24 protein-coding genes and 1 pseudogene are annotated in these 24,442 nt (G+C 64.3%); 11 read left to right on the top strand and 14 right to left on the bottom strand.

Annotated features, from left to right (window positions below; genetic code table 11):
* Positions 1-221 precede the first annotated feature (221 nt).
* The 4 genes and pseudogenes from FVA80_RS29035 (at position 222) to FVA80_RS29050 (ending at position 3,162) form a co-directional block, all read left to right on the top strand.
* The gene (locus tag FVA80_RS29035) at positions 222-986 is read left to right on the top strand and encodes a L,D-transpeptidase (protein ID WP_147905951.1); all 765 of its coding nucleotides are present in this window, start codon (positions 222-224) and stop codon (positions 984-986) included.
* 257 nt (positions 987-1,243) lie between these two features.
* Complete coding sequence (locus tag FVA80_RS29040; RefSeq protein ID WP_147905950.1) at positions 1,244-1,603, top strand: hypothetical protein; 360 nt, start codon at positions 1,244-1,246, stop codon at positions 1,601-1,603.
* A 217-nt stretch (positions 1,604-1,820) separates the two neighbouring features.
* Positions 1,821-2,048 (top strand): annotated as a pseudogene (locus FVA80_RS29045) (integrase core domain-containing protein); the annotation flags it as partial.
* 214 nt (positions 2,049-2,262) lie between these two features.
* Positions 2,263-3,162, top strand: a complete 900-nt coding sequence (locus FVA80_RS29050; RefSeq protein WP_147905949.1) for an A24 family peptidase — start codon at positions 2,263-2,265, stop codon at positions 3,160-3,162.
* A gap of 102 nt (positions 3,163-3,264) precedes the next feature.
* Here FVA80_RS29050 and FVA80_RS29055 read toward each other — a convergent pair whose 3' ends face one another.
* From FVA80_RS29055 to FVA80_RS29110, 13 genes are all read right to left on the bottom strand, one after another.
* Positions 3,265-4,905 (bottom strand): TadE/TadG family type IV pilus assembly protein, encoded by a 1,641-nt coding sequence (locus FVA80_RS29055; protein WP_187193545.1) that lies wholly within the window; start codon positions 4,903-4,905, stop codon positions 3,265-3,267.
* A gap of 68 nt (positions 4,906-4,973) precedes the next feature.
* Positions 4,974-5,552: a hypothetical protein gene (locus tag FVA80_RS30840; protein ID WP_210249469.1), complete on the bottom strand. Its 579-nt coding sequence runs from the start codon at positions 5,550-5,552 to the stop codon at positions 4,974-4,976.
* The gene (locus tag FVA80_RS29060) at positions 5,549-6,001 is read right to left on the bottom strand and encodes a hypothetical protein (protein ID WP_147905947.1); all 453 of its coding nucleotides are present in this window, start codon (positions 5,999-6,001) and stop codon (positions 5,549-5,551) included. Before FVA80_RS29060 ends, FVA80_RS30840 begins: the two co-directional genes overlap by 4 nt.
* Before the next feature lie 44 nt (positions 6,002-6,045).
* On the bottom strand, positions 6,046-6,921 hold the full coding sequence (locus FVA80_RS29065; protein ID WP_147905946.1) for a hypothetical protein: 876 nt from the start codon (positions 6,919-6,921) through the stop codon (positions 6,046-6,048).
* A gap of 38 nt (positions 6,922-6,959) precedes the next feature.
* Entirely contained in the window at positions 6,960-7,919 is a 960-nt protein-coding gene (locus tag FVA80_RS29070; protein WP_147905945.1) for a type II secretion system F family protein, read from the bottom strand.
* Complete coding sequence (locus FVA80_RS29075; RefSeq protein ID WP_210249181.1) at positions 7,916-8,890, bottom strand: type II secretion system F family protein; 975 nt, start codon at positions 8,888-8,890, stop codon at positions 7,916-7,918. Before FVA80_RS29075 ends, FVA80_RS29070 begins: the two co-directional genes overlap by 4 nt.
* 2 nt (positions 8,891-8,892) lie before the next feature.
* A complete protein-coding gene (locus tag FVA80_RS29080; RefSeq protein ID WP_147905944.1) occupies positions 8,893-10,233 on the bottom strand; it encodes a CpaF family protein in 1,341 nt (446 codons plus the stop codon).
* 13 nt (positions 10,234-10,246) lie between these two features.
* Positions 10,247-11,461: a hypothetical protein gene (locus FVA80_RS29085; RefSeq protein WP_147905943.1), complete on the bottom strand. Its 1,215-nt coding sequence runs from the start codon at positions 11,459-11,461 to the stop codon at positions 10,247-10,249.
* Between the two features lie 13 nt (positions 11,462-11,474).
* Positions 11,475-12,110 carry a CpaD family pilus assembly lipoprotein gene (locus tag FVA80_RS29090; protein WP_187193547.1) on the bottom strand — a complete coding sequence of 212 codons (636 nt, stop codon included), beginning with the start codon at positions 12,108-12,110 and terminating at the stop codon, positions 11,475-11,477.
* A gap of 41 nt (positions 12,111-12,151) precedes the next feature.
* Entirely contained in the window at positions 12,152-13,588 is a 1,437-nt protein-coding gene (locus tag FVA80_RS29095; RefSeq protein ID WP_187193548.1) for a pilus assembly protein N-terminal domain-containing protein, read from the bottom strand.
* 80 nt (positions 13,589-13,668) lie between these two features.
* Positions 13,669-14,622, bottom strand: a complete 954-nt coding sequence (gene cpaB / locus FVA80_RS29100; protein WP_147905940.1) for a Flp pilus assembly protein CpaB — start codon at positions 14,620-14,622, stop codon at positions 13,669-13,671.
* A 24-nt stretch (positions 14,623-14,646) separates the two neighbouring features.
* Positions 14,647-15,183 carry a prepilin peptidase gene (locus FVA80_RS29105; RefSeq protein WP_147905939.1) on the bottom strand — a complete coding sequence of 179 codons (537 nt, stop codon included), beginning with the start codon at positions 15,181-15,183 and terminating at the stop codon, positions 14,647-14,649.
* Positions 15,180-15,389, bottom strand: a complete 210-nt coding sequence (locus FVA80_RS29110) for a Flp family type IVb pilin (RefSeq protein ID WP_147905938.1) — start codon at positions 15,387-15,389, stop codon at positions 15,180-15,182. The genes FVA80_RS29105 and FVA80_RS29110 overlap by 4 nt, the downstream gene beginning before the upstream one ends.
* Before the next feature lie 863 nt (positions 15,390-16,252).
* Here FVA80_RS29110 and FVA80_RS29115 point away from each other — a divergent pair.
* Positions 16,253-16,921, top strand: coding sequence for a response regulator transcription factor (locus FVA80_RS29115; RefSeq protein ID WP_147905937.1), 669 nt, complete (start codon positions 16,253-16,255; stop codon positions 16,919-16,921).
* Positions 16,922-17,273: 352 nt separating this feature from the next.
* On the top strand, positions 17,274-17,903 hold the full coding sequence (locus FVA80_RS29120) for a biliverdin-producing heme oxygenase (protein WP_246692197.1): 630 nt from the start codon (positions 17,274-17,276) through the stop codon (positions 17,901-17,903).
* 731 nt (positions 17,904-18,634) lie between these two features.
* Here the strand turns inward: FVA80_RS29120 and FVA80_RS29125 are convergent.
* A complete protein-coding gene (locus FVA80_RS29125; RefSeq protein ID WP_147905935.1) occupies positions 18,635-19,537 on the bottom strand; it encodes a LysR family transcriptional regulator in 903 nt (300 codons plus the stop codon).
* Positions 19,538-19,631: 94 nt separating this feature from the next.
* Between FVA80_RS29125 and FVA80_RS29130 the strand changes: the two genes are divergently transcribed.
* The 5 genes from FVA80_RS29130 to FVA80_RS29155 all read left to right on the top strand — a co-directional run bounded on the left by FVA80_RS29130 (position 19,632) and on the right by FVA80_RS29155 (position 24,354).
* Positions 19,632-20,303, top strand: a complete 672-nt coding sequence (locus tag FVA80_RS29130; RefSeq protein ID WP_147905934.1) for an RraA family protein — start codon at positions 19,632-19,634, stop codon at positions 20,301-20,303.
* A 26-nt stretch (positions 20,304-20,329) separates the two neighbouring features.
* Entirely contained in the window at positions 20,330-21,538 is a 1,209-nt protein-coding gene (locus FVA80_RS29135; RefSeq protein ID WP_147905933.1) for an aminotransferase class I/II-fold pyridoxal phosphate-dependent enzyme, read from the top strand.
* A gap of 63 nt (positions 21,539-21,601) precedes the next feature.
* A complete protein-coding gene (locus FVA80_RS29140; protein ID WP_147905932.1) occupies positions 21,602-22,507 on the top strand; it encodes an amino acid ABC transporter substrate-binding protein in 906 nt (301 codons plus the stop codon).
* 158 nt (positions 22,508-22,665) lie between these two features.
* On the top strand, positions 22,666-23,631 hold the full coding sequence (locus FVA80_RS29145) for a helix-turn-helix domain-containing protein (protein WP_147905931.1): 966 nt from the start codon (positions 22,666-22,668) through the stop codon (positions 23,629-23,631).
* Positions 23,632-24,168: 537 nt separating this feature from the next.
* Positions 24,169-24,354, top strand: a complete 186-nt coding sequence (locus tag FVA80_RS29155) for a hypothetical protein (protein ID WP_246692503.1) — start codon at positions 24,169-24,171, stop codon at positions 24,352-24,354.
* Positions 24,355-24,442: the final 88 nt, after the last annotated feature.

Below are 24,442 nucleotides of genomic sequence, written 5' to 3' on the forward strand. Positions count from 1 at the left end.
GCCAAGCTTGCCGGCCGGCGATTCCTGTCCGGCGCCCCCGTTCGACCTATCGAAGGTTGTGAGCCGGAGCGATTTACTAGCGATTCACGCTAATCTCGCCCGGCCGGGGAGGGCGCCGGGCCGGCGGGCCGATTCACCATGTTGATTCACCGGAACGCGCGGATGCGGGTGGATCATAGCGCGAATCGGGGCCGTCAGCCCTCCTGCAGGAAGCATCCACGATGCGTGGTTCGGTCCGTCTGGCTTTGTGTGCGGTCCTGGCGACCGCGACGCTATCCGCCCCGGTTTCCGCGCAGCAGTCACGCTACGCCGAAGGCGGCGGGTATGGCGGCGGCCTGATCGAGTACCTCATGACCGGGCAGGCCGGGGGAGGGGGCCGGAGCCGTCCGCAGCGCGATGCGGCTCCGCAGCGTGTCGCGGCCTATTCCGGCGAGCTGCTGCCCGCCGAACCGGAGCCTCTGCAGGACGTGCCGCGGCAGGTCCTGCCCCCGCAGGCCTATGGCGCACCACAGGCGGATCCGGGCCGCATCGCGCGAGAGGTCGGCCCGGAATACCGGCGCCAGGAGGTCGCTTTCACCGGGTCGCAGCGGCCCGGGACGATCGTAATCGATACGACAAGTCGGCACCTCTACCTCGTCCAGCAAGGGCAGCGGGCGCTGCGCTACGGGATTGGTGTGGGGCGACCGGGCTTTGCCTGGAGCGGCCTCAAGACCGTCAGCCGCAAGGCCGAGTGGCCGGACTGGACGCCGCCGGCGGAGATGCTCGCCCGCCGTCCCGACCTGCCACGGCACATGGCGGGCGGCCCGGAGAACCCGCTGGGCGCGCGGGCGCTCTATCTCGGCTCCTCGCTCTACCGCATCCACGGCACCAACGAGCCGGGCACGATCGGCCAATCGGTCTCCTCGGGCTGCATCCGCATGATGAACGAGGATGTCATGGATCTCTACGATCGGGTGCCGGTGGGGACTCGGGTGGAGGTTCTGTGATGGGTTGCAAGCGCGGGAATACTGTTAAGAAGAGCAAAAAAACTCGTCTGCACTGATCGACTGAGTTTGTCGGTTCTATCGAGACCTCAGAAAACGAGAATGAGATGGCGTGAGGAACTGCTAGGGTCGAGGCGATCTGCAATGTACTGCTTATCGCGTCGTCGGCGTACCGTGCCCAGGCCGCATGGTGTGCCGGTTCCGGCAGGCTACCGGCATAGGCCAGACGTGAAACGGCTCTGACGGTCCATATCCAGCGCATGATGCTCCACGCCTTGGACCCCGGCCCTGCACGCGCGTCGGTCCATCCAGGGCGGGGGCTCGTACATTACAGCGAAAGGGGCTCGGGATTCCTTGCGCTGAGCTACACCGAGCGGCTCGCCAAGGCCGGTGTCGAGCCGTCCGTCGGCGCCGCCGCCGATAGCTACGACAACGCGCCGACAGAGATGATCGACGGGCCGTTCAAGGTCGAGGTGAGCCTTCGGCGTAAGCGGTGGCAGTCATCCGAGGTCATTGAGATCGACACCTGCGAACGGGTCGACTGGTGCGATACCCGCCGTCGGCTCGAACCCATCGGCAGTTTCCCTCCCGACGAGGCGGTAGCGCGCCACGAGGCCTAGGTCGGGCTGCCAATCTCGGCCGCCTGGCCCAGACCAAATGGCCCCCGAAAAACCCGGCGCGGTGCACCTGTACGCTTTGGGTGGACGGCTACAACTGCAGCCGCCAGCCTGAGCCCCCAACACGGCGCCACGCCCTACGACGTCATCCGCCAAACTTGGACGAAAGAGCCCAAACGCTTCAGGCTCGATCCGCCACACCATATCGCGGAACCAGACATTCTTTCGATCGGGAAAGCCGAACGACAACGCTTACATCGCGCGGATCGACGGTCGGCTCGGGGCGGAATTGCTGAACGCCTTATGGATTATGTCGCCAGCCGACGCCCGGGAGCGCATCGGTGAACGGAGGTACTACGTCAGCGAAGACCGGCCGCACACGGCCCTCGGCGCAATGACGTTCCGAGCGTTCGCCGTTGAAGTTGTCTCAGCCCGAAAATCTGAATAAGTCGCAAACCACAGGCGAAGCCATTTTTGCTCCTGTGATGCATAAATCTTAGCGGCGGTACGGCCCATTGAGCTGAAAACTGATTATCCGTACCGATAATTACCAGGATTGCGGAATATGTCGCGGATGCAAAAACGTAAACGCTCCTGATATCGGCGTTGAAAGGCGGATTCTAAGCTACATTTTGGTCAATCAACGTGCGTAGAATATAGAGATGATCGATCTGACTTCAAATAACATTACAATCGGTTTCGAATTTTTGATTACGATCATCGCAGGCTTGACCGCAGGCCTTCTGACCGGCAGACCTGTCGACGATGTAATCGAGCTGCTTCCTGCGGCGATGAAGCAGGCCTGGAAAGAGGCCGAAGATGGATCGCCTCATGACGATTCCTCCGGGGCCGGCTCTCTTGCCGCCCGGGGCGACATCCTGCGGCAGCAAGGGCCGTCGTGGGGCCGAGTCCAAGGTGTTGGAGCGCCGGTCTCCGGTCAAACCGTCCACGCGGCCCCGGGACACGAACCAGCCGTCATTTCGCCGGGGGACGGACGGGCCGATCCGGCACGGGTGGGGGGGGCTCGATCTCGCAGCCGGCGCCGACGGCTCGTGCAATGGGTCTGCGGCCTGGCCTTCGCTCTGCTGGCCGCGCGCCTCGGCCTCGATATCCGGCTTCTGCCTGGGCTGGCGGCCACGGCAATCTTGATCGCCCTGGCGTTCATCGACTGGGACCATCACCTCCTGCCGGACGTCCTCGTCCTGCCGCTGATGGGATCGGGCCTCCTGGTCAACCTGGCCGGACTCTTCGCCCCGCCGCGCGCGGCGCTCCTCGGGGTCATCGTCGGCTACGGCAGCCTATGGCTGCTCGCGCGCGCCTACCGGCTCGCCGTCGGCAAAACCGGGATCGGCGCGGGCGACCTCAAGCTCATGGCCGCGTTGGGAGCTTGGCTCGGATGGCAGGCGCTCCTGCCCCTCACGCAGATCGCGGCCGGCCTCGCGCTGGCAGCCACCCTTGTGGCGACGCTGAGTGGGTCGCGGCGTCGCGTCCCGCAAGAACTTCCCTATGGCACCTACATGGCCGCAGCCGGCTGGTTGCTGCTTGTACGTGCACCTGTATGAGACGTCAGTGGCAGCACGTTATGGGACAATGTTCGGTTCGTTCCTGACCAACTGGGCTCCGTTACGATGAAACGGCATAGCCGATAGCAGCGAACACTTCCATCATTGGACGAGGCGGACGAAGCTGCCGCGTTGCTTGAGCTCGCTCGCGATCGTAATCAAATGCGTTTGCATGGAAGACTCGACCTCGTTAAAACCTCTTCCTCTAAAGTATCTGATGTCGGATTTTTTCTCAGTGCAAATCTCAAATCCTTTCTGAGCAACGCCGCGAAATTTTCGCGATTTCTCTAAAGGTTTCTCGAATATACCATCGGTCTCATCCGGTCCCATGACGAGAAAATATGACCGGATTTTCTTCTCGCGAAGACTTTTGCATAAACTTTTGTAGCGGTCCGTGATATAATTTACGCCAATCCCACTTGTGGGTTTGCAGCCTGTGTATTTAACGCTCAAATCGGAATCTGAAAAGAAATTATCAGGTGTTGTTTTGATAAACGATATGATGACTTTTTGGTGAGCGTCATTCCCTTCGTCGAAGTCGAATGGAATATTTGGAGAGCCGCCCCAGCCAGCACGACCTCGAAAGGAAGGCGCGAGTGTCATGGCCGCCCATCCCATGGCAAATCCGTAATTAGGATTGCCGGCATCTCTGCCCTCAAAAGTTATAATATTGCCTTTTATAGTGTTAAATTCTCGTTTGATTTCATCGATATTATTCGTCAATGGTAATATTGATGAAAGGGGACATCCCTTATCGGAAACGATCACGCGTCCATCGACAGCCTCTTCCGACCCTTCGCTTGGGCATTCTTCCGGACTGTAGGCATCGCGGTACCGACCTTGCCAGAATTTGGATGGAGAGTTGGGCGGTGCGTTAGCCAAGGTGTCGGGCCACCAATATCCGATGTAGAATTGATTGGATGGTGCCTGATCCCAAAAATAATTGTCATTCAGGTCCAGCCCGCGCAGTAAGCAGATGCGCTGGCTTCGCAGATCGGGCATGTCCGGCGACGCAAGTGATTTGATGCCGGTGTCTTTGAAGAAATCTTCCAGTTCTTTTGGATTGGACGCATCTGGCTTTGCCCATTTCACGATCCGACCCGGATCCCTGGGGTCATAGACATTGACCCTTTGATCGTGGGGCACGACAGACATGAACACATGCCCATCGTTGCGAATTATCGATTCCGCAAAATTCTGGCTGATCCGAGCCATCGCTGCCGCGGATTCAGGCGTAATATTCAAGAACGCAGGCAGCACCAGCGCCACCTCCGTAAACGCGACATGCGCCTCTACCTTCGAGCGCACCGTGATGGTCTGGGCCGGATTGCCGCTGAGGGCCGGCTTGCTGGTGAACTGGGCCGTGACCTCGAAGGTGGCGTCGTCGCTGGCGTTGCGGGCCCTGATGACGTGAACATCGCCTAGCGTCTCCCTCAACTCCGAGTCGAGTCCGAGATTGGCGCGGACGTAATCCCGTGCCAGCGTCTGGCTCACCACGTCGAATTGTTTGTCACTGCGCAGATATTCGCGGCCGATCGCCAGAGCCGCCGCATCGGTGGCGCGCTTGAGCTGGCTGGCATCACTGGTCATCCGCAAGGTGTCGACCGCGAAGCCGACGACGATCAGTCCGCTGATCAAGGCCAGTACCATCATCGGGGCGACGGCGCCGTCTTGGGACGTCCGGTTGTTGCGGCACCGGCCGAAGCCGCGGGATGATGCTCCAGGTCGAAGACCGTGTTTCATGGCGCGTGACTCACTCGGTAACCAGGCAGAGGCTTGCGAACGATGCCGGCTCGACGTTCGGCAGCTCGTTAATTCGCGGTTTTGTCGGGCGGCGGCAGGCCAGCCCGCTGCCTCAATTCGGCATCCAATTGCAGATCCGGATTGCGCATGCGGTTGACAGAGACCGTCTTGAGCACGCCGCTGCCGAGCACGAGTTGGCTCAAGCCCAGGGCGCCGCTGCCCTGGCATCCCTGCACCACGAACAGGCCGACCTGCTTGGTGTCGTCCTTCGGGTCCTGGTCCGGCAACGAGCCCGGGTAGGACGCGTCCTTCTTGAGCGGGTTCGCGCACAGGCCGTTGGCCGGTTCCAGCGGTAAACCCCAGGCGACCTGACCGTTGCGCCAGACTTGACCGACGACGAGGTCGTAGCGGCCATTGCTCCCCTGCAGCACCTCGGTCGCCAGCCGCTTCAAGCCCGGGGCGGTCAGGTTGTCCTGGCTGGCGAGGATGGTCGACAGCGTCGCGACGCTGCGTTCCAGGTCGGCGCGGGCCCGCGAGACCAGGAAGAAGTCCTGGGCGATGAATACGATCGTCAGAAGGGTGGGGAAGATCAGGATTGCCTCGAGGGCGACATTGCCGCGCTGGCGGTCCGACATGCGGCGGGTCATGGCCGATTTTGCGCCGATCCGTAGAGGTTACCCAGGACCTGATGGTACCGATGCGTGAACTGGCCTCCGAGACCGACAAGGTTCGGCACGGGCGTGATCCAGTCCAGCTCCAAGTTCACGTCGACCACGACGATCGGGATCTTGGTCGCACTGCCCTGTCCACCGATGCCGAGGCCGAATTCGCCGAGACCCGGATAAGCCTCGACTTTCACCCTGACATCGGCGGGGCTGAGACAGCCGTAGGACGCGACCACCATGCCCAACGTGACGACCTGCTGCACGAAAACCCTGTCGTTGAGGGGCGGGCTGACGGCTAGACGCAGGGTGTTCAGGCTCGTTTCGAGCGCCAGGGTGCCGATGACGACGATCAGCGCCATCCGGACGATCTCGAACAGCATCAGCGCCCCGGCCAACACCGCGGGCATCAGGAAGACGGCCTCGATGGCCACGACTCCCTCCTGGCGTGCGGCCGCGGGGGCGATGCGTGGCCGGCTCACGGCTGGGTTTCCAGGGAGAGCGGGCGCAGGCTCGCCGCCAGGAACACGGCCGGGTTGCGCTGGCCCGCGCGCAGGCGGCCGGCCAGCTGCTGGAGGCTCTTCACCAATCCAGCGGTCTTGATGTTCGAGAAATTCGCCTCCAGCGCGCGGCGCGCCTGGGCCTCGTTGCCCTGCAGCAGGTAGGCCAGGGCCAGGTTCAGCACCAAGGTCGGGTTGGCGCGCGCCTCCTCGGTGTTCAGCAGCGCGATCGCCCCCTTGGAGTCGCCGGCGGCGAGCTTGCCGAGCGCCAGGTTGTTCTGGACTGCCACGTTCGACGGATCGAGATCCAGCGCCCTGGTCAGCGTCTGGTTGCCGTCCGCCAAATGCCCCTGGGCGGTCAGCGCCACGCCCAGGCCGTTGAGGGCGGCGATGTTGGCCTCGTCTACGGCCAGAGCGCAATTGAACGAGGCGACGGCGTCGTCGAGCTGGTTCAGGGCGAGCCGACCGCGACCGATGCCCAGGCAGACGGCCAGGCGCTCGTCCGCCCCCAGCGTCCGGCCGTCGGAGGATAATTGCTGTTCGGCCCGCACGTAGAGCGGCAAGGCGTCCTGGGGCGGATGGATCGCCCCGGAGACGCTGGCATATTCCAGAACCTCACGGGGACCGAGTTCGCCCTTCTTGTCCATGGTCGCGTAGATGTCAGCGGCGGCCGCCAGACGGTCGTTGTCGCGCAGCAGGCGCGCCAGCCGCAGCGATTCCGCCGCTGTGCCGGACGGCCCGCCAAGGGAGAAGCCCGCCGCCGAGGATTGCAGATCGACGCATCCGGTCATGGCAAACAGGCACGCGGCGAGCCCGAAGACATGCAACGATCGGAATGAGAGAGGTCGCAACATGATCTCCGGGGTCAATTGGCGTGAGAAAGTGGGTGTTACTAGGAGGTCACAAGAAGGACGCGGATCAGCCGGATCATCGCGGGCGCGGCCATCATCGCGATGATCGGCGGCAGAATCAGAACCATCAGCGGCAGACTCATCTGGGCGGGCAGCTTCCCGGCCCGTTCCTCCAGACTGAGCATCGACATCTTGCGGCTCTCCTCGGAGATCGTCCGCAGGGCCTGCGACAGCGGCGTGCCGTAGCGCTCGGCCTGGAGTAGGACGGAGACCAGGGTCTCGACCTCGGCCACGCTGCACCGCTCGGCCAGGTTCGCGAGCGCGCGGGACCGGTCGCCCAGGATCTGCAGTTCGGCGAACGTGTAGCGCAGCTCGTCGGCCAGTTCCGGCGAGGCCAGCGTCAGTTCCTTGGAGACGACCTGAAGAATCCGTCCGAGGGGCAAGCCCGCCTCGGCGCAGATCACCATCAGGTCCAGCCCGTCCGGTACGCTGCGTGCCAGCACGCCGCCGCGCTGGGCCGCCCGCCATTTCAGCCACGCCTCAGGGAGCAGGGTGCCGACGAACAGCGCGATCAGCCCGCCGGCGAGGCCGAGCATCCCGAAGCGCCCGCGCGCGTCGAGGATGCCGAACAGCATCACGGAGGCGAACAGCGCGCCGTTGCCGTACTTGGCCAGCATCAGCAATCCGAGGCTCTCCTCGGAGCGAATCCCGGCCATATTGAGCACCCTGCGCAACTGCTTCCGATCATGGGCGGTGCCTGCGAGACGCTGCCCGAGCGATCCGGCCAGCGCGCGGAGACGGAGCAGGGTCGGGGTCAGGTTCCCCGTCGTGACGCGCGTGATCCCCGACACCGCCGCGCCGGACGCCGCCGCCTTCATCGGCGCAGCGCCCAGGCGCTTGAACAGGACGTTCTGGTTACTGCGAGAATGCAGGCCGAACAGGAGCAGACCGACCCCGATCAGCAGGATCCCGACCGCAAAGGACACGGACGCCTGGTTCATCGGAGGCGCCTCACCATGAGATGAACGATGGTCAGTCCGAGGCAGACGCTGACCACGACGTAGGTGAGGACTTTCGTTCCGGTCGGATCGCTGAACAGAAACTGGAAATCGGCCGGGGCGTTGACGTACATGTAGCCCATCATGCCCGGCACCAGCGCCGCGACGATCTTGGCGGAGGCGCGCGCCTCGGAGGTCTTGGCCAGGATCTTCATCTGCAGTTCCTGACGATCGCGCAGGGTCTGGGCCAGGCGGTCCAGGGTCTCGCCGAGGCGTCCGCCGGATTCCTGGTTGATGATCAGGATGACCGCGAAGAACCGGTATTCCGGCAGCGGCACACGCTTTGCCGAATCCTGCATCACCCGGCGCAGCGGCACGCCGAGGCGCAGCCACTGGTCGATCAACTGGAACTCGCCGACCAGCGGGCCGCGCAGATTGTCGGTCACCATCGCGAAGGCGTTTCCGACCGGCACGCCGGCCCGGCACGTGCGGGTGATGGCGTCGATCGCCTCCGGCAGGCTTCGGCGCAGCGCCGCGTGCCACTTGCCCAGGGCCCGGCGCAGCACCAGGAAGAACGCCGCCAGCGCGATGGCGAGGCTGAACAGGGGCGAGGCTAGCAGCGGGACGGGCGTCTTGCCGCCCAGCATCACGCCGAGCAGGAGCGACGCGAGACCGATGATCGCCATGCGAAGCGCCAGCGTGTGCTGCCACTCCACTTGGCCGATCGAGGTCCAGAGCCATTCCGTCACCCGGCCAACCAGCGGCACCTGCGCCAGCGGGATCCGGGGCGCATGGCGCAGGAGGACGTGGCGCTCGATCCGTTCCGAAGCCTCGGGCGCCGGGCCGAACTCCGACAGCCGTCGGGCGCTGAGAGACGCCAGCTGGCGTCGCTTGCTCAGGCCCAGAACCCCGTAGAACGCGCAGAGCGTGCACAGGAATACCAACAGCGTCAGGAGATCCAGAACCCCGCCCACGATCAGGCTCCGAACAGGTGCGCGTGCGCGGTGTAGAAGTGCGGCCGCTGTCCTGACGGGACGAAGTCGCCGACCAGCATGCCGGCGCTGTCGATTGCGCGGATCTTGAAGGCGAAGATTTCCTGGGTCTGGATGACGTCGTTCTCCATTCCGCACACCTCGGTGATCGAGACGATGCGGCGCATCCCGTCCCGCTGGCGCTCCACCTGGATGATCAGGTTGACGGCGCTGGAGATCTGCCGGCGGATGGCCTCCTGCGAGAGCTGGCCACTGGCCATCATGACCATGTTCTCGAGGCGCATGACGGCGTCGCGGGGGCTGTTGGCGTGGACCGTACACAGCGAGCCGTCGTGGCCGGTGTTCATGGCCTGGAGCATGTCGAAGCTCTCGGCACCGCGGACCTCGCCGAGGATGATACGGTCCGGGCGCATGCGCAGCGCATTCCTGACCAGGTCGCGCTGATCGACCTTACCGGTCCCCTCGGCGCTGACCGGGCGCGTCTCCAACCGGACCACGTGCCTTTGCTGCAGTTGCAGTTCCGCGGCGTCCTCGATCGTGATGATGCGATCGGAACTGTCGATCTTCTGGGACAGGGCGTTGAGCAGGGTGGTCTTGCCGGCGCCGGTCCCGCCCGAGACGACGATGTTCTGCTTGGCTCGCATCGCGCGATCCAGCACCTCGACCATGTCCGGAGACAGCGCGTTGCGCCCCGCCAGCGATTCGAGTGTCAGGTTGCGCCGCATGAACTTGCGGATCGAGATGGTGGTGCCGTCGATCGCCAGGGGAAACGTGATGATGTTCACGCGGCTGCCGTCGGCCAGGCGGGCGTCCACCATCGGCGTCGCCTCGTCGATGCGGCGCCCGGCGGCCGAGGCGATCCTCTGAGCCGTGTTGAATACGTGCTCCTCGTCCAGGAAGGTGATCGGGGTCAGCTCCAGCTTCCCGAAGCGTTCGATGAAGATCTGGCCGGCACCGTTGACCAGGATATCGTTGATCGAGTCGTCGGACAGGAGCGGCTGGATCGGCCCGATGCCGAGCATTTCATCCAGCAGTTCCGCCGCGACATGTTCTTCCTCGTTGCGCGAGACCTGCACGCGCCTCTCGTCGCAAATTCGGCGGATCAGCGTCTCGATCTGGGCCTGGAGCTTGTCCCGCCCCATGGCCGCCGCCTTGAGCGGATCAATCTGGTCGTAGACGTAATCCCGCAGGATGCGCCGATTGACCGAGACCGGCGTCTCGACCTTTGGCGCCTGCTGGTTGCGCACCGCCTTGGGCATATCGTCCGGCACCACGGGCACGCCGCCGCGATGGGCAGGCGCCGGGGATGATTTGCGGATCAGCATCGGACAGGCCTCCTCACGCGGCACGCCGGCCGATGGCCTGTCTCAGCCGGCCGAGCAGGCCGCGATGGGCCGCGTGCCGGGGCTTCAGGCCGCAGATCAGGTCGGCGAGGTCGAGCAGGCCCTGGCGCAGGGCCGGGCTGCGCTCCAGGTCGAGGGGGCCGTGCAGAAGGCCATCCCGCAACGTGTTGCCGGCATACGGCAACGCGAAATCGATCTTTCGCCCGACATACTCTTCGAATTGCGCCTGCGGGATACTGCCGTTGGCGCCATGGCTGGGATTGTGGACGAGGAGAAGCCGCTGGCCGTCGCTCTCGTCGCCGATCTTCTCCAGCATCTGCCGCGCCGTGCGCGCGCTCTGGAGCGTCAGCTCGATCAGCAGCACGCGGATCTCGGCATGGCGCAGGACCTCCAGAGATCCGTTCGGCCATCCGGCCGGGAGATCCCAGATGACCTGATTGAGCAGTTGGCACAGGTTCGCGCCCAGCGTCAGAAGGTGGTCGCTGTCCGCCGCGAGGTCCGTCCACGTCGGCTCCTGCGCGAGCAGCTTGAGCCGGGGATTGACCCGGACCATGGCGCGTTCGAGCAGATGCGGGTCGATCGGGCGCGTGGCGAGCGCCACTTCCAGCCCGGCCGCCGGATCGACCCCCAGGAGCAGCCCCTGTTCGCCCTTGCGCCGATCGAAATCGACGACCGCCACCGGGATATGTCGATCCATGGACAGGAGCAGGGCCAAGCCGGCCGTCACGCAGCTGGCGCCGAGTCCGCCGGCGCAGGCGGTCACGGCGATGCTCCGGCCGAGCCGGGCGGAATCGGAGGAGACGCCGTTGCGGGCGCGCTCCAGGGCGGTGGCGAGCAGATCGAGCCGGACCGGCTTCTGCAGGTAATCGAGGACCCCGCCGTGCAGGAGCGCGCGGTAGAGATCGATATCGGTGTGGCTACCCAGGGCGATGATGCTGCAGGTCGGCTCGCAATGCGTGGCGAGGTCCGCAATCGTGGCAAGGGGCGCCGGCTCGCGATCGATGTCGACGATCACGACGCTCGCGCGCTGATGGGAGCACCACGGGATGGCGGCCGCGCAGCCCCCGGGCATGACCTTGGAATCGTCGTTCCCCAACCGCCTCAGCAGCGCAGAGAACTCGGTGACGTCGGCGGCCTCGGCCATGAAAACCGCCGTTCCAAGAACCGCCTGGCCTTCGTCGGCAGCCTGTATGGCGCGTGCATCGCTCATCAGATCGCTCGGCTCACTTTGACTTGAAGTTGGTGTCTTTGGCGAGTTCGCGAACATTGTCCGTATGATAACGTTTTACGGATTCACTGGCCTGAATACCGTCGCCGCCGGCGAGCTCCTGCGAGCTGATCAGGTCCCGCGGGTCACTGACCATGCTGGCCAGGTTGGCGCGATTGGCGCAGCCGAGAGACCCGACTGCCGTAAAGGGCGACACGGTCCAGATGGTCGGATCGGCGATCGCGCAATCCGGCACGCGGACGATCACGGCTTCCGTGATGAGGGTGAGATCCTCGGCGCCCTGCGCCTCGCCCCGACGGGCGGAGCGGTCGAGGTGAAGCCCGGACGACGGCAACCCGCGCTCGATCAGCGACCGACCGAGACGGCGCGCGATCGTCTGCCCGCGGCTGGTGCGCGGCACCAACGTGATCGCCTGCCGGCTCAACCGGCCCTGGCTCTCAAGCGCGGCGTTGAGATCGACCACGGATTCCGGATCCAACCGCCGTCCGTCGGCGGTCGTCCGCAGGGGCAGGGTAACCACCGACGGCGTGACCGCGACCGGTCGTTGAGGCTGCCCGATATACTTCTCGGACCGGATCTCGTTGATCTCCCTGGCGCAGGACGGCAAGGCCACCGCCACGCCGGCGAGCAACAGGGCAAGACACGGACGATTGAGCATCTGCGCGGATCTCATCAGTAGACAAAGCCCGCGCGCGCGCTGGCAGGAAGCGACCGTTCGTCCAGGCTGGGCAAGCCCTTGCCCGGCGTCTGCAGGGCGCCGTCCTTGGTGGGCTCGACCACGTAGGCGGTCGCCAGGATGACGAGCTCCACGCCCTCCTGATTGCTGGTGTCGGTCTCGAACATCTGCCCGATCAACGGCATGCGGTCGAAGCCAGGAAGCCCGTCCACCTGTTGCGTGTGGCGGTTGCTGAGCATGCCGGCCAGGGCAAAGCTCTGCCCACTCGCCAGCTCGATGGTGGTCTCGGCCCGGCGAACCTTGAAGGCGGGAATGGTCGATCCCGTATCCAGGGTCACGGCCCCGTCCTTGGAGAGATCGCTCACTTCGGGGGCGATGCGCAGGCTGATCCGGTTGGGAGACAGCAGCGTCGGCGTCATGCGCATGATCACGCCATAGGACTTGTAGTCGATGTTGACGTTGTTGTTGGTGATGACCACGACAGGCACTTCGCCGCCGGCGGCGAAGCTGGCCGTCTCGCCGGACATCGCGGTCAGATTCGGCTCGGCCAGCAGCGTGGCCAGCCCCTCTTGGTTCAGGGCGTTGAGGACGCCGGTCAGGCCGCTTGCGGTGTAGCCGAATGTGTTCGGCTCGCGGATCAGGTGTGCGGAGGGCAGGTTCACGACTTTCGGTCCGACAGCGCCGCCCGCTTTGGCGGCGCTGAACAGTGTCGAAAGACCCCCGGTGGCGATGCGGAACTTGCCGTCGTTCAACACCGAATCCCAGTTCAGGCCGAGCTGATGCGACAGTCGGCGGGACACCTCGACGACCCGGACCCGGATATTGATCTGTGACGAGAGCCGTACGCTGAGCTGGTTGATCAGCCGCGGGACGGATTCGCCGTTCTGGCCGGTAGTGCCGCCGCCGCCGCCGCCACCGCCGCCACCACCCTTGCCACCCCCCTCGTCGGGCGCGCCGATGGCGGCGCTGATCGTGCTCATGACTTGGCGGGCGTTGATCGGTGTCTTCACGGATCCCCGTACGATCAGGGCTTTGTCGCCCGCCGGGACGATCTCGACATGTGTCCCCGGGACCTCGGCCTCGACTTGCTTGCGCAGCTGAGCCAGATCGAACGTCACGACCAGCCGCATGGCTGCGATCACGTTGTCGGCGGCATCCATGGCGTACAGGCTGGTGGTACCGGCGCCTTCGCCGAACACGAAGACGCTGCTGGGCGACGAGACCTGGAAGCTCGCCACCTTCGGATCGGCGACCATGATCTTGGAGGCTATGCCCGGCAGTTGCAGCAGCCGCCCCTGTTTGACGAGCAGTTCGACATCCTGCGAGGTCGCGACTTCCGAGACCGCCGAGAGCGAGGGCCGGTGCTTCTTGCCGCTCGACGGGGCGGGATAGGTCTTCGCCCAGACGGGTGTGCAGAAGATGAGCAGGGTCACGGCCAAACACCGGCCGGCAGCTCTGAGCTGCTTCGTCATACGGATCATGGGACAGTCTTTTCAGCCGCGAACAGGTCGTCTTACCGGGCGTTGACGGTGAGCGTTTCGATGGCTTTGCCGCGGAAAGCCTGGACGCTGACGGAGCCGCTCCAAGTCGGGGCGACGGTGTCGTAGAGGTCGGTGGTGGCGCGCAGGGTAGTCACGCCCCGAGCGGCGGCTGTTCCGGGTTGGTCGACCTCGCGGGCCGGGATCAGCGCCAGCTGCAGGCTGCCGATCTCCTTGGCGAGGGCGAGCTTCTCGGCATCGGCGGAGGAGACCTCCAGGGTGACGGTCTGGACGTTGGCGCCGACCTCGCCGCCGCCACGATCGTCGCCGGCCTTCTTGGCTCCGTCGTCCGGGCGCACCTGCATCTCGCCGCGGACCCGGTTGTTGAGAGCGAGGACCCGCACGGCGTGCAGGATCGTCTGGGCCGCCAGGTGCGGCGCGTTCGGGGTCTGGGTCTTCCCTGCGGCGGCGTCCCCACGCTTCAGGGCCAGGATCACATCGACATGGTCGCCGGAGGAGACCAGCCCGAAATTACTCTCGACCAGGTTGGTCGGGACCGACACCGCCCGCATGCCGGGCCTGAGAATCGCCGCGAGAAAGCCGGGATCGCTCTGGCGGACGACGACGCCGACGCTCAGCGCTTGGCCGCTCTGGACAGGCTGGCGGACGGTCGCGCCATACAGCGCGTCGATGGTGTCCACCCCCTTGATGAAGAAGAGGCTGCGGCTCGGCTCCGCGTCGACCTCGTTCCATTCGAGGCTCGACCCGTCGATGAAATCGCCGGGCCGAAGGCCGCTGACGACCGTCAGGACGGCGTTCCGGTGGCTGACCGGCGGCGCGACTGGTTTTACGCGCGCGGGCTGCTCTTCCGGCAACGAGACAACCGGCGGCGGAGGCGGCGGGGGCGTCAGCAGGATGCGGGCCAGCAACGCCACGCCGACCGCGAGTACGATGGCTCCAGCCAGCAGGAAGAAAGAGTTCTTTTTCATCGGGCGTTTTACCGGGGCACAGAGCTAAGGTGCGGTCAGGGTCACAAGTGCTCCGGCCACGATGGCGAGGGCATAGGGGAGGCCGCGGATGGGTTGGCCGGACAGGCAGTGCGGCGTGCCCATGGATCCCAGCGCCGGGACCCGGCGGGTGCCGGACATCCAGAGGAGAGCCAGGGCCGTCTCGGCGGCGCTCAGGATCGGCATCGCCACGACCAGGGCGCCGCCGAACAGGGACGTCGTCAGGACGAAGAAAACCTGTCGATCAGCTCCGACCCACAAGCAGAGCGCCGCGGTTAACTTGACATCGCCGGCCCCGACATGGCCGCGGCAGAACAGGATGAAGCCGATGCCGATGACAGCGCTCGCGCCGAGCACGGTCTGAAGGATCTGCCAGATCGCGCCGGATGCGCTGTCGCTCTGTTGAAGACCGCCGCTGCCGACCATCGCCAACCACATGACACCCAGGGCGACGACGAGCCGGTTGTCGATCTTCCGGTAGAGCAGGTCACCCAATGCCGCCCAGAGCAGCAGAGGCAGCACCAGCCCCAGTGGGATCCTCATTGCGGCTTAGAGGAGCTCGCGGTGCCTCCGGTCTTCGTGATCTGGTCCGCGATCTGTTGGAAGCGTGTGTTCAGCGCCTTCACGAACACGCCGTCCTGACTGAAGATGACGGCAATCGCGGCGGCCATCGAGGCCGCTAGAATCCCGTACTCGATGGCTGTCACGCCGCTTTCGTCGCGCACAAACGCTTTTACGGAACGCATCATGATAGAAAATCCCGGGATCCATCCAAATGCTTGCGGTTGCTTAGGGGCCGCGTACATTTGCAACGTCATAGGATCCCGTCTCGTCCCACAGCAACGGACCATTCATTAAGAATGCTTCATGATGGGAACACTCCATCCCATGCGGGGTTAGCGCGCTCCGCAAACGGGGGGGCTCTTGCAAGGCCGGCTCGACGTCGTCCGGCGCCGTGTCGCGCGCATTGGATGGCCTTCGCATGGACGAGCCGAACCGATAACTGAAATAGTCGCTCCGACTTGGGGTCGGACTCTGAATTGCCCGAATTGGACGTCGATTGGACGTGATATTTCTGTCTTTATTACAGATGTAAGTCTAATTTTTTAGCATTATGATTCATCATATCTCCCTGTAATTGGTCTAATTTTACAGTAAAAGAAGATAAATCTCGAACAAATAGCTTGAGCATATGCGCGCAAGTGGCTAAGAGTGCTGACCATGGCGGGCAGTAAAACTGTTGCGCGACGTCTTGTTGTAAATCACATGCGATATTGCGTCGATCTTCGGATCTGTGACGATGGATCATGATTTCCGCGCCGTGCGAACGCACGGCGCGACATCTAATTGTCTCGATAGATCGCGCCTTTCAGGGCCCGGCAGGGTCGAGCGGTGCGACGCAACCCTCGCGCCGTTGGGGCGCGGAGACGCGACGGAGCACGGCGCATCAGCCGCGAGCTACGGGCCGGGACGGTCTCCAAAGAATGACATCGGCATTGCGTGACACGAACAGGTTGGTGGCAGTCTATTCGCGGATGGACGAAGGCAAGCCGGATAATCCGGGGCTGGGATCGACGGGAAGACCTTTAGAAGCTCAAGGCGTTTCGGGGAAATGCATATTCTCGTCGTGGAGGATGACGCGCAGGAGCGTCATTGGCTGGGCACCAAGCTGCGGTCCTGCGGGCACATGTGCCGTCTCGTGGCCGAGAAGGGATGCGCCCTGAGAAGCCTCAAGGAGGAGGCGTTCGACGTCGTCGTGCTCGACCGCATACTGTCGGGCACGAGCACCCTCGACGTATTGGCCGACCTCAAGGCCCGGCCGCATCCGCCGGTCCTGATGCTGTCGGCGCTCGACAGCCCCGAGGCGCGGGTGGATGGCCTCCGGGCCGGGGCCGACGATTATCTCGGCAAGCCCTGCCATTTCCACGAATTGCTCGTCCGATTGGAAAATCTGGCCCGCCGTCCGGGTTACGGCGACCGTGATGACAAACGACTGGTCGTCGATGATTTGGTTATGGACACCGTCTCCCGCGATATCAGGCGCGGGGGCGTCCGCATCGATCTGACGGACAAGGAATTCAAGTTGCTTCATGTGCTGATGCAGAACAAGGGACAGAACGTGACGCGTTCCATGCTGATCGAAAAAGTATGGGGCTTGCAATTCTTTCCCCAAACCAACCTCATCGACGTCCACATCTCCAAGCTGCGGACGAAGATCGACAAGGATCAGTCTTATCCGCTTCTGCGGACCGTCCGCTCCGTCGGCTACGCGTTGGGCTAGCCCAACGCGGAACCGGCCGCAGGCCAATCGCTCCAGACGCGTCGGTCCGGTGATGGTCGCCTTGAGCGCGGCCGATCGATGACGGGCCAGCCCATTCGCATTCCGATGATGGCGACGGCGAGCAGGCCCTCGAGGCTCGAACCCGCGCCAGCGCATCGGTGCGAACCATCGACGTTGGAGCGCCGCGCCGGCGGTCCTCACCAGGTCCGCCTCCCCACCCGGCCAGGCGAGACGGAAGAACGCGCCCGGCTCGCCCGCGCGATGAACCGTGCGACGGCTTCATGGGCAGCGACATCCGAATTGCGTGCGGCGCTTTCGCCGAACGGGTGCCGACCCCCCCCACACGCGCACGTTGACCCCACCCCACAGGAGAACGAACGTGGAAACGATAGCTATTGCACGCGCGGAGACGCCGTCGCCGGACAGCCGTGTGAAGCGCTTGAGATCCGCCACGGCGGCGGCGCACGATCAACTCGACAAACGCATCATGGCCTGCCAGCCTTTCGCCGATCTCGAGCGGTATGGACTCTTTCTCAAAATCCAATACCGGTTCCACACGGTGGTAGATCGCCTTTATCTCGACGGGGCGTTCGGGCGCATGCTCCCGGATCTGACCGGCAGGCGTCGGCTCGCCCTGATCGAACAGGATATTCGGGACGTGAACGGCATCATCCTGGAGGAGCCGGTGGAGAGCCCCGCTGCAATCGATCCGGAGGGCGACCTCGGCTGGCTCTATGTCGCCGAGGGTTCAAATCTCGGCGCGGCCATCCTGCTCAAGGAAGCCCGGGCACTCGGCCTGTCGGAGGCCCATGGCGCCCGCCACCTCGCTGGACACCCGGATGGACGGGGCCTGCATTGGCGGCAATTTGCGGGTGCCCTCGACCTGATCGAGCTCTCTGCCAGCGGCGAGCAGCGGGCCATCGACGGCGCATCTGACGCGTTCCGGTTCGTGCATCGGTTGGTCGGAGACGCGTTCGCGTGAGGTATCGGCGGGCGGTTCATCGCTTCCAAGCGTGAGGGCTTCGGAGCGCGGCGAATGCCCAAACCGCCGAGTGCCCACCGTCAGCCCTTCCGAGACACAGCGAGGGTATGCGCGGACGCAGGATGATTGGTCCATCGTACCTCCCAGGGGTGACGATGAAACAGACATCCGGGCCGGCGCGAAAGCCGGCAGACGCCGTGATCTAACGACATCCGCCGCCCAGCGCGGCGGCAGGTTTCAGCCGAGGAGAGGATCCGCATCATGCTGGAGGTGCAGCGGGAATACTGGCGTCATGCGATGCCTTCGCCAGACGCTGAGCCAAGATGCGGGTTTCCGGGGCGGGATCCGACCGATACGACCCATCGCCGGCGACGAGGATTCATCGCGTTTTTGTAGCGCGGCATCTGAGATTCGACGGGGCGAACCGGAGCGGTTGCTGCTGGCGACCATGTTCCGAGGTCATCGGTCGCCTTCTGGTGCTGATCGAGTCCAGAAGCTGGCATGCCGACCTGACTCAGCTTGCTCACGAACGCCTCGGGCTTGGGTCGGTGAGCCACCGATACCGCTCTCTGTCGGCTTAAAATCCAGACTTCAGGGCGGACCACTCCCAAGAGGGCTGATGACGCCCAGATCGCGACGACCGAGGGCTTTTCGCCCATTCCGGCAGTTCAGTGCGTACAACCCTGCTTCAGCAGGCAGACTTCCGATGGTCAGGACGGATTGAGGGAATATCAGGCCCATTGGATGGGCCTTGTGAAATTGCACGTCGATTGGGCGATCCGCGCAATCGACTCGGTCGTGTTGAAGGATTCGGTTTCACGAAAAGTCACGACATAGGTGATCGGGGGTAGGGGCGGGTTGGTCTCGACCACTCGCAATCTTTCGCGCTCGATCAACCCATCGAAGCACCGCTCGGGCAGGTAGCTGATGCCGACCTCTGCAAGCGTCAGCCCGACGATGGCGACAAAGCTGTTGCTCTGGATCATGTGCGGCAGGGAAACGCCGCAGGCGTGTAGCCATTGATCGAAGACGACGCCTGATCCGGAGCGGTTACCTTGGGTCAGGATGCTGAACTGCGCCAGCTCGGCCAGTTCCACGACGCCCCGATCCCGCAACAGGACAGGACTGCACATCCAGGCGCTCCGGACACTGGCGAGTGCGACGCTTCGGAAGCCCGGCTGGCGGAACACGTCGGGCGTCACGATGAAATCGAGCGCCCCGCTCTTGAGATTGTCGAACAACGTCGTGCTCTGCTCGACTTCCGGTTCGAGCACGATGTTCGGATACGTTGCCCGCAGTTCGGCCACGAGCTGCGGCAGCCACGTGAGCGCGGTCAGCTCGGTGACCCCGAAGCGCAGATGACGGATCAGGGTCGTGCGGCTCGTGGCGACCGCGACGGCGCGATCGCGCAAGGCCAGCATCTCCTCGCCGATCGCCAGGATACTCTTGCCTTTCTCCGTCAGCCGGGCGCCCCGCTGGCTGCGGTCGAAGAGTGGTGTGCCGAGGGATGCTTCCAGTTCGTGAATGCGCTTCGACACCGACGATTGCGTGGTGTTCAGCCGATCCGCGGCCCGCTCGAAACTTCCGAGCAGAGCGATCCAGCGCAAGGCTTCGAACTGTTTGAGGGTCGCCACGCGATCGATCGCTTTTTCGATTGATAGTGGGCGATTATTAATCGCTTTTCGGCGGGTTGGCTACATGGGATGGTTGCGGCACGGAGATCAACAGATGACCTCTCATCTCAAGCATTCGGACGCGCTACCCGCCGTCCTCGCATCCGCCGATCGTGATGCGCTGCAGGATCTAGCCACGCCCCTGCTCAGCGACAACTTGCACCGCCTAGCAGGTTTGGTCGGCTTGAACCGCTACAACGGTACCGGAAAACTCGTCGGCACCGCGTTCACCGTGCAGTCCCGTCCGGGTGACAATCTGGGTTTCTATCACGCGCTCGCGCTGATGCAGCCGGGGCACGTCCTCGTGGTCGATGGCGGCGGCGACCTCAACAACGCTCTGTGCGGCGACCTGATGCGTGCCTACGCGGTCTCCCGGGGCTGCGCCGGCTTCATCGTCGATGGCGCCATCCGCGACGTGGCAACCTTCGCGGCCGGTGATTTCCCCTGCTATGCGCGCGGCGTCGTCCACCGCGGACCCTACAAGTCCGGACCGGCCCTGCTCAACGTCCCGGTCAGCGTGGGCGGTCAACCGATCGCCCCCGGCGACGTCATCGTCGGCGACGAGGACGGCCTGATTGCCTTCGCCCCGGACCAGCTCCCCGCCGTCATCACGGGCGCGCGGTCGAAGCTTCGCCATGAGCAAACGATCATGGCGGAGATCGCCTCCGGGGCCGCCCGCCAAGCGTGGCTTCACGGCACCCTCGAGAGCTTCGGCATCTCAATCTGAGCGTACCGCGGGGAACGAGTTCCATCATGAGCACCACCCTCATCGCCCGTCGGCCAGCGAGCATCCGGCCCTCGCCGAGCATCGCCGCCAAGGCCCTGGTCACACAGCTTCGTGCCGAGGGACGCCAGATCATCGACCTCACGGTCGGCGAGCCCGATTTCGTCACCCCCGGATCCATCATGGAGGCGGCCCAGGCCGCCATGCGTGCCGGGGAGACGCACTACACCGCCTCAAACGGCACCCTGAGCCTCCGGCAGGCCGTGGCCGACAAGCTTATCCGTGAGAACGGCCTGAGCTACAGCCCGGACGACATCGTGGTCGGTTGCGGTGCCAAGCAGCTTATCCAGACCGCCTTCGCAGCGACGCTGGACCCGGGCGACGAGGTGATCGTGCCGGCTCCGTACTGGGTGTCCTACCCGGATCTGGCGACCCTCCACGACGGCGTACCGGTGGTGGTGTCCTGCCCCGAAGAGGCCGGGTTCAAGCTCAGCCCCGCTCAACTCGAGGCGGCGATCACACCGCGGACCAAGTGGGTGGTGCTCAATTCGCCCAACAACCCGTCCGGAGCGGTCTATACCGCCGCGGAGCTGGTCGCGCTGGGCGCCGTTCTTGCGCGCCATCCGCGCGTGCTCGTAATGACCGACGAGATCTACGAGCATTTCGTCTACGATGGCATGAGCCCGTTGTCGTTCGGACGCGCCGTCCCGGCCCTGCTGGACCGGACGCTGACCATCAACGGGGTTTCCAAGGCCTACGCGATGACCGGCTGGCGGATCGGTTACGCCGCGGGCCCGCGCCTGCTCGTTCGGACGATGACCGGACTCCTGTCGCAGAGCACCACCTGTCCGTCCTCGATCGGCCAGGCGGCGGCAGCTTCGGCGCTGTCGGGGGACCAGGCCTTCGTAGTGGAAGCCCGGACGGCCTACGAGATCCGCCGCGACCGGACCGTCGCGCTGCTCGACGCCATCCCGGGCATCGCGTGCCGGCGCCCGGCCGGGGCCTTCTACGCCTACCCAAACGTGGCCGGCCTGATCGGTCGGCGCACCCCGGACGGGATCTCGATCGGGAGCGATCTCGACGTTTCGCAGTTTCTGCTGAGCGCGGGCAACGTTTCGGTGATGGACGGCACGTCCTACGGGCTCAGTCCCTATCTTCGCGTGTCGTTCGCCGCCTCACTCGACACCATCGAAGCGGGCTGCGCGGCGATCGCCCGTGTGGTCGCAACGCTCGACTGACGGCATCTGGCTCGACCCCACCGTTACGCTTCGCATGTATCAATAGATTAGAGGGAGGTTACCGTGCGCCTGCTCAAGACCACGCTTGCACTCAGTCTGCTGGTCGCACCGGCGGCGGCCGACGAACTCAACGGCACCCTGAAGAAGGTCAAGGACAACAACCGAATCGTCCTCGGTGTCCGGGATGCGGCGACGCCGTTCAGCTACATCGACGACAGACAGAACTATGTCGGTTTCGCCGTCGATATCTGCCTGACGATCGCGGACGCGGTGAAGCGTGAACTCAAGCTGCCGCAGCTCAAAGTCGAAATGGCGCCGGTGATCTCGGCGACCCGGATCCCGCTGATGACCAACGGGACGATCGATCTGGAATGCAGCGCGACGACCAACAACGTCGAGCGCCTGAAGCAGGTGGCCTTCACCAACACGCACTTCCTGTCGGCCGCCCGCTTCGCCTCGAAGAAGGCTCAGAAGATCGAGACGATCGCCGACCTGAAGGGCAAGACGGTCTCCGCGGTGGCGGGGTCGACCAACTTGATCATGCTCAACAAGGCCAACACCGAACGCAAGCTCGGCCTCAACATCCAGTCGGCCAAGGACGTCGCCGAAGGGTTCCTGCTCCTGGAGAACGGTCGTGCGGCGGCGTTCGTGCTCGACGACGTCCAGCTCAGCATCGCGATCGCGCAGTCGAAGGATCCGGGGCTCTATCAGATCAGCACCGAGGCGTTTTCCGAACCGGAGCCCTACGGGATCATGCTGCGCAAGGGCGATCCGGCCTTCAAGGCGCTGGTCGATCGGGCCACCGCCGATCTCTACCACAGTCCTGAAATCACGGTCCTCTACGACAAGTGGTTCCTGTCGCCGACGCCTCCGCGTGGGATCACCTACAACGTCCCGATGTCGCCGGAACTGAAGCGCGCCTACGCCGAGCCGACCGACAACCCGGATCCGACATCCTACCTCCAGTAAAGCGGCGCCGCCGGTCATTCATCCTCGACGCGACGTTGGATCGTGTCGCGTCGAGCGCCGTCACGGGTACCTGAGCGACGTAATCGCTTTCTGATCGGTCGCCGCCGCATTCGTTCCGGGGAAGGACGAATGTGCCCGATGTGCATAGGGCAACCGCAATGCAGACCATATTCTCGACAGACGGGATGCGACCCAAAGACCGGTTTCGCCGTTGGAAAGATGTCTGCGAAGACCGTATCGTTCCGATGGAACAATCGTGCCTCGGTGACGAGTCCTTCGAGGCGCAGATCGACGGGACAAGTGTCGGCGGGTTGGATTTCAGCAAGTTCTCGTTGCGAAACCTTAAGGCATCGACGACACCGCGAACGCTCCGGCACGAAAATCATCGGACCGATCATCTGTTCGTCAGCATGGTCCTGTCCGGAACTGTGCGCTCGGATCAGAATGATCGATCGAGCACCGACAGGGCTGGCGACTTCGCGGTCCGTGACACGAATACGCCTTGGACGATCGAGCATAGCGGGCACAGCGAAGTGCTGGCCATCGCGATCCCACGGCAGCGATTGGAGGCCGCACTCGGCCCAGCCCGGATTTTCGCCGGCCTGACTGTCGACGGCCGCCAGCCGGTCACGATCCTGGTCCGCTCGTTCCTTTCAAACTTGCTGCGCGAGGGCGATCGGCTGTCGGCTCACAGTGCTGAGCGGATGGTCGGAGTTGGGATCGATCTCATCGTCGCCTGCCTCGCCGACCGCCTCGCGCAGGAAGTGCCGCGACCGATGTACGGCACCGTCGTGGTCCAGCGCGCTCGGGCGTTCATCGAGGCCAATCTCAGCGATCCGAGCCTCGATCCGCCCCTGATCGCAGCGGCGATCGGCGTGTCGTTGCGCCGGTTGCAGGAACTGTTCCACGAGCGCGGCCAACACATCTCGGATTGTATCTGGCAGCGCCGCATCGAAACGGCCGCCAAACGCCTAGCCGATCCGGGCTGCGCGCATCTGTCCATTGGCGCCCTGGCCTATAGTTGCGGCTTCGCGAACCAATCGCACTTCTCGCGGCGGTTCAAGGAGTACCACAGCATGGCTCCCAGCGAGTATCGCCAGGCAGCTTTCATGAGCACGCCGTAAATTGCCATCGACCCCTGAAGTTGTCGGCGACCGTTCTCGATCTGGTTGAGCAGAAGCCCGGCGGTGTGCCGAATGCGGCCCGGTTCTCGATCGGTCGACGCCTGCCCTTTGGACGGGGCCGAGGCCGTGGCAGGAGCGGAGCGATCTCATCCCGGTTATCACCGGGGAGAAGCCGTCTGGCCCTGCCAAACCACCGCTGAACTGCCCGCTCCGTGCCGTTCCGTCAGGCGCTCGCGGCGTGTCGGATCGATCAAGCCCGTATCGGTCCAGTGCGGCTCACCAAGGCGCGCGCGTTGGGGCCCCCGAATCGGGCCTCATCGTTCTTCGATTTCTACGCGCACGACTTCGAACTGATCGGCGGCACAGCCGGTTCGGACACGTTCAGCACGAACGTGCTGGCCTACACGGCCAACCTCGGCAACGGCGTCACCATGAGCGCCTCCATGGAGGATCCGAAAAGTCCTGATTTTCGTTGCCTTGCCCGGCTTCGTCACGCCAGCCCGGTCCGAGAGCGACATACCTGCCGGTGGCGCTTTCATGAGCAGCTACACGTCGGATCCCGACTTCAATCCGCGTTCACAATATTTCCGGCGTCACGCGCTCGGCGATATCGGCGAACAGCCGATGCTGGCAGAACCGTCGGGCGCTCAGCCACCGTGCGCGCTTTTCGATAAGCCCTGTGCCGACAGGTTCGAGCGGACACGGCGCCATGCTGATCCGTAGGGCAGCACGGTTGCCGTCTGAACTCCGACCACCCGCTCTCCGCGGCCCGACACCGGGTTTCTCGAGACCCTGTCGGCATATCCGGTTC

Origin of the sequence: Methylobacterium sp. WL1, assembly GCF_008000895.1 — a bacterium.
Lineage (GTDB): Bacteria > Pseudomonadota > Alphaproteobacteria > Rhizobiales > Beijerinckiaceae > Methylobacterium.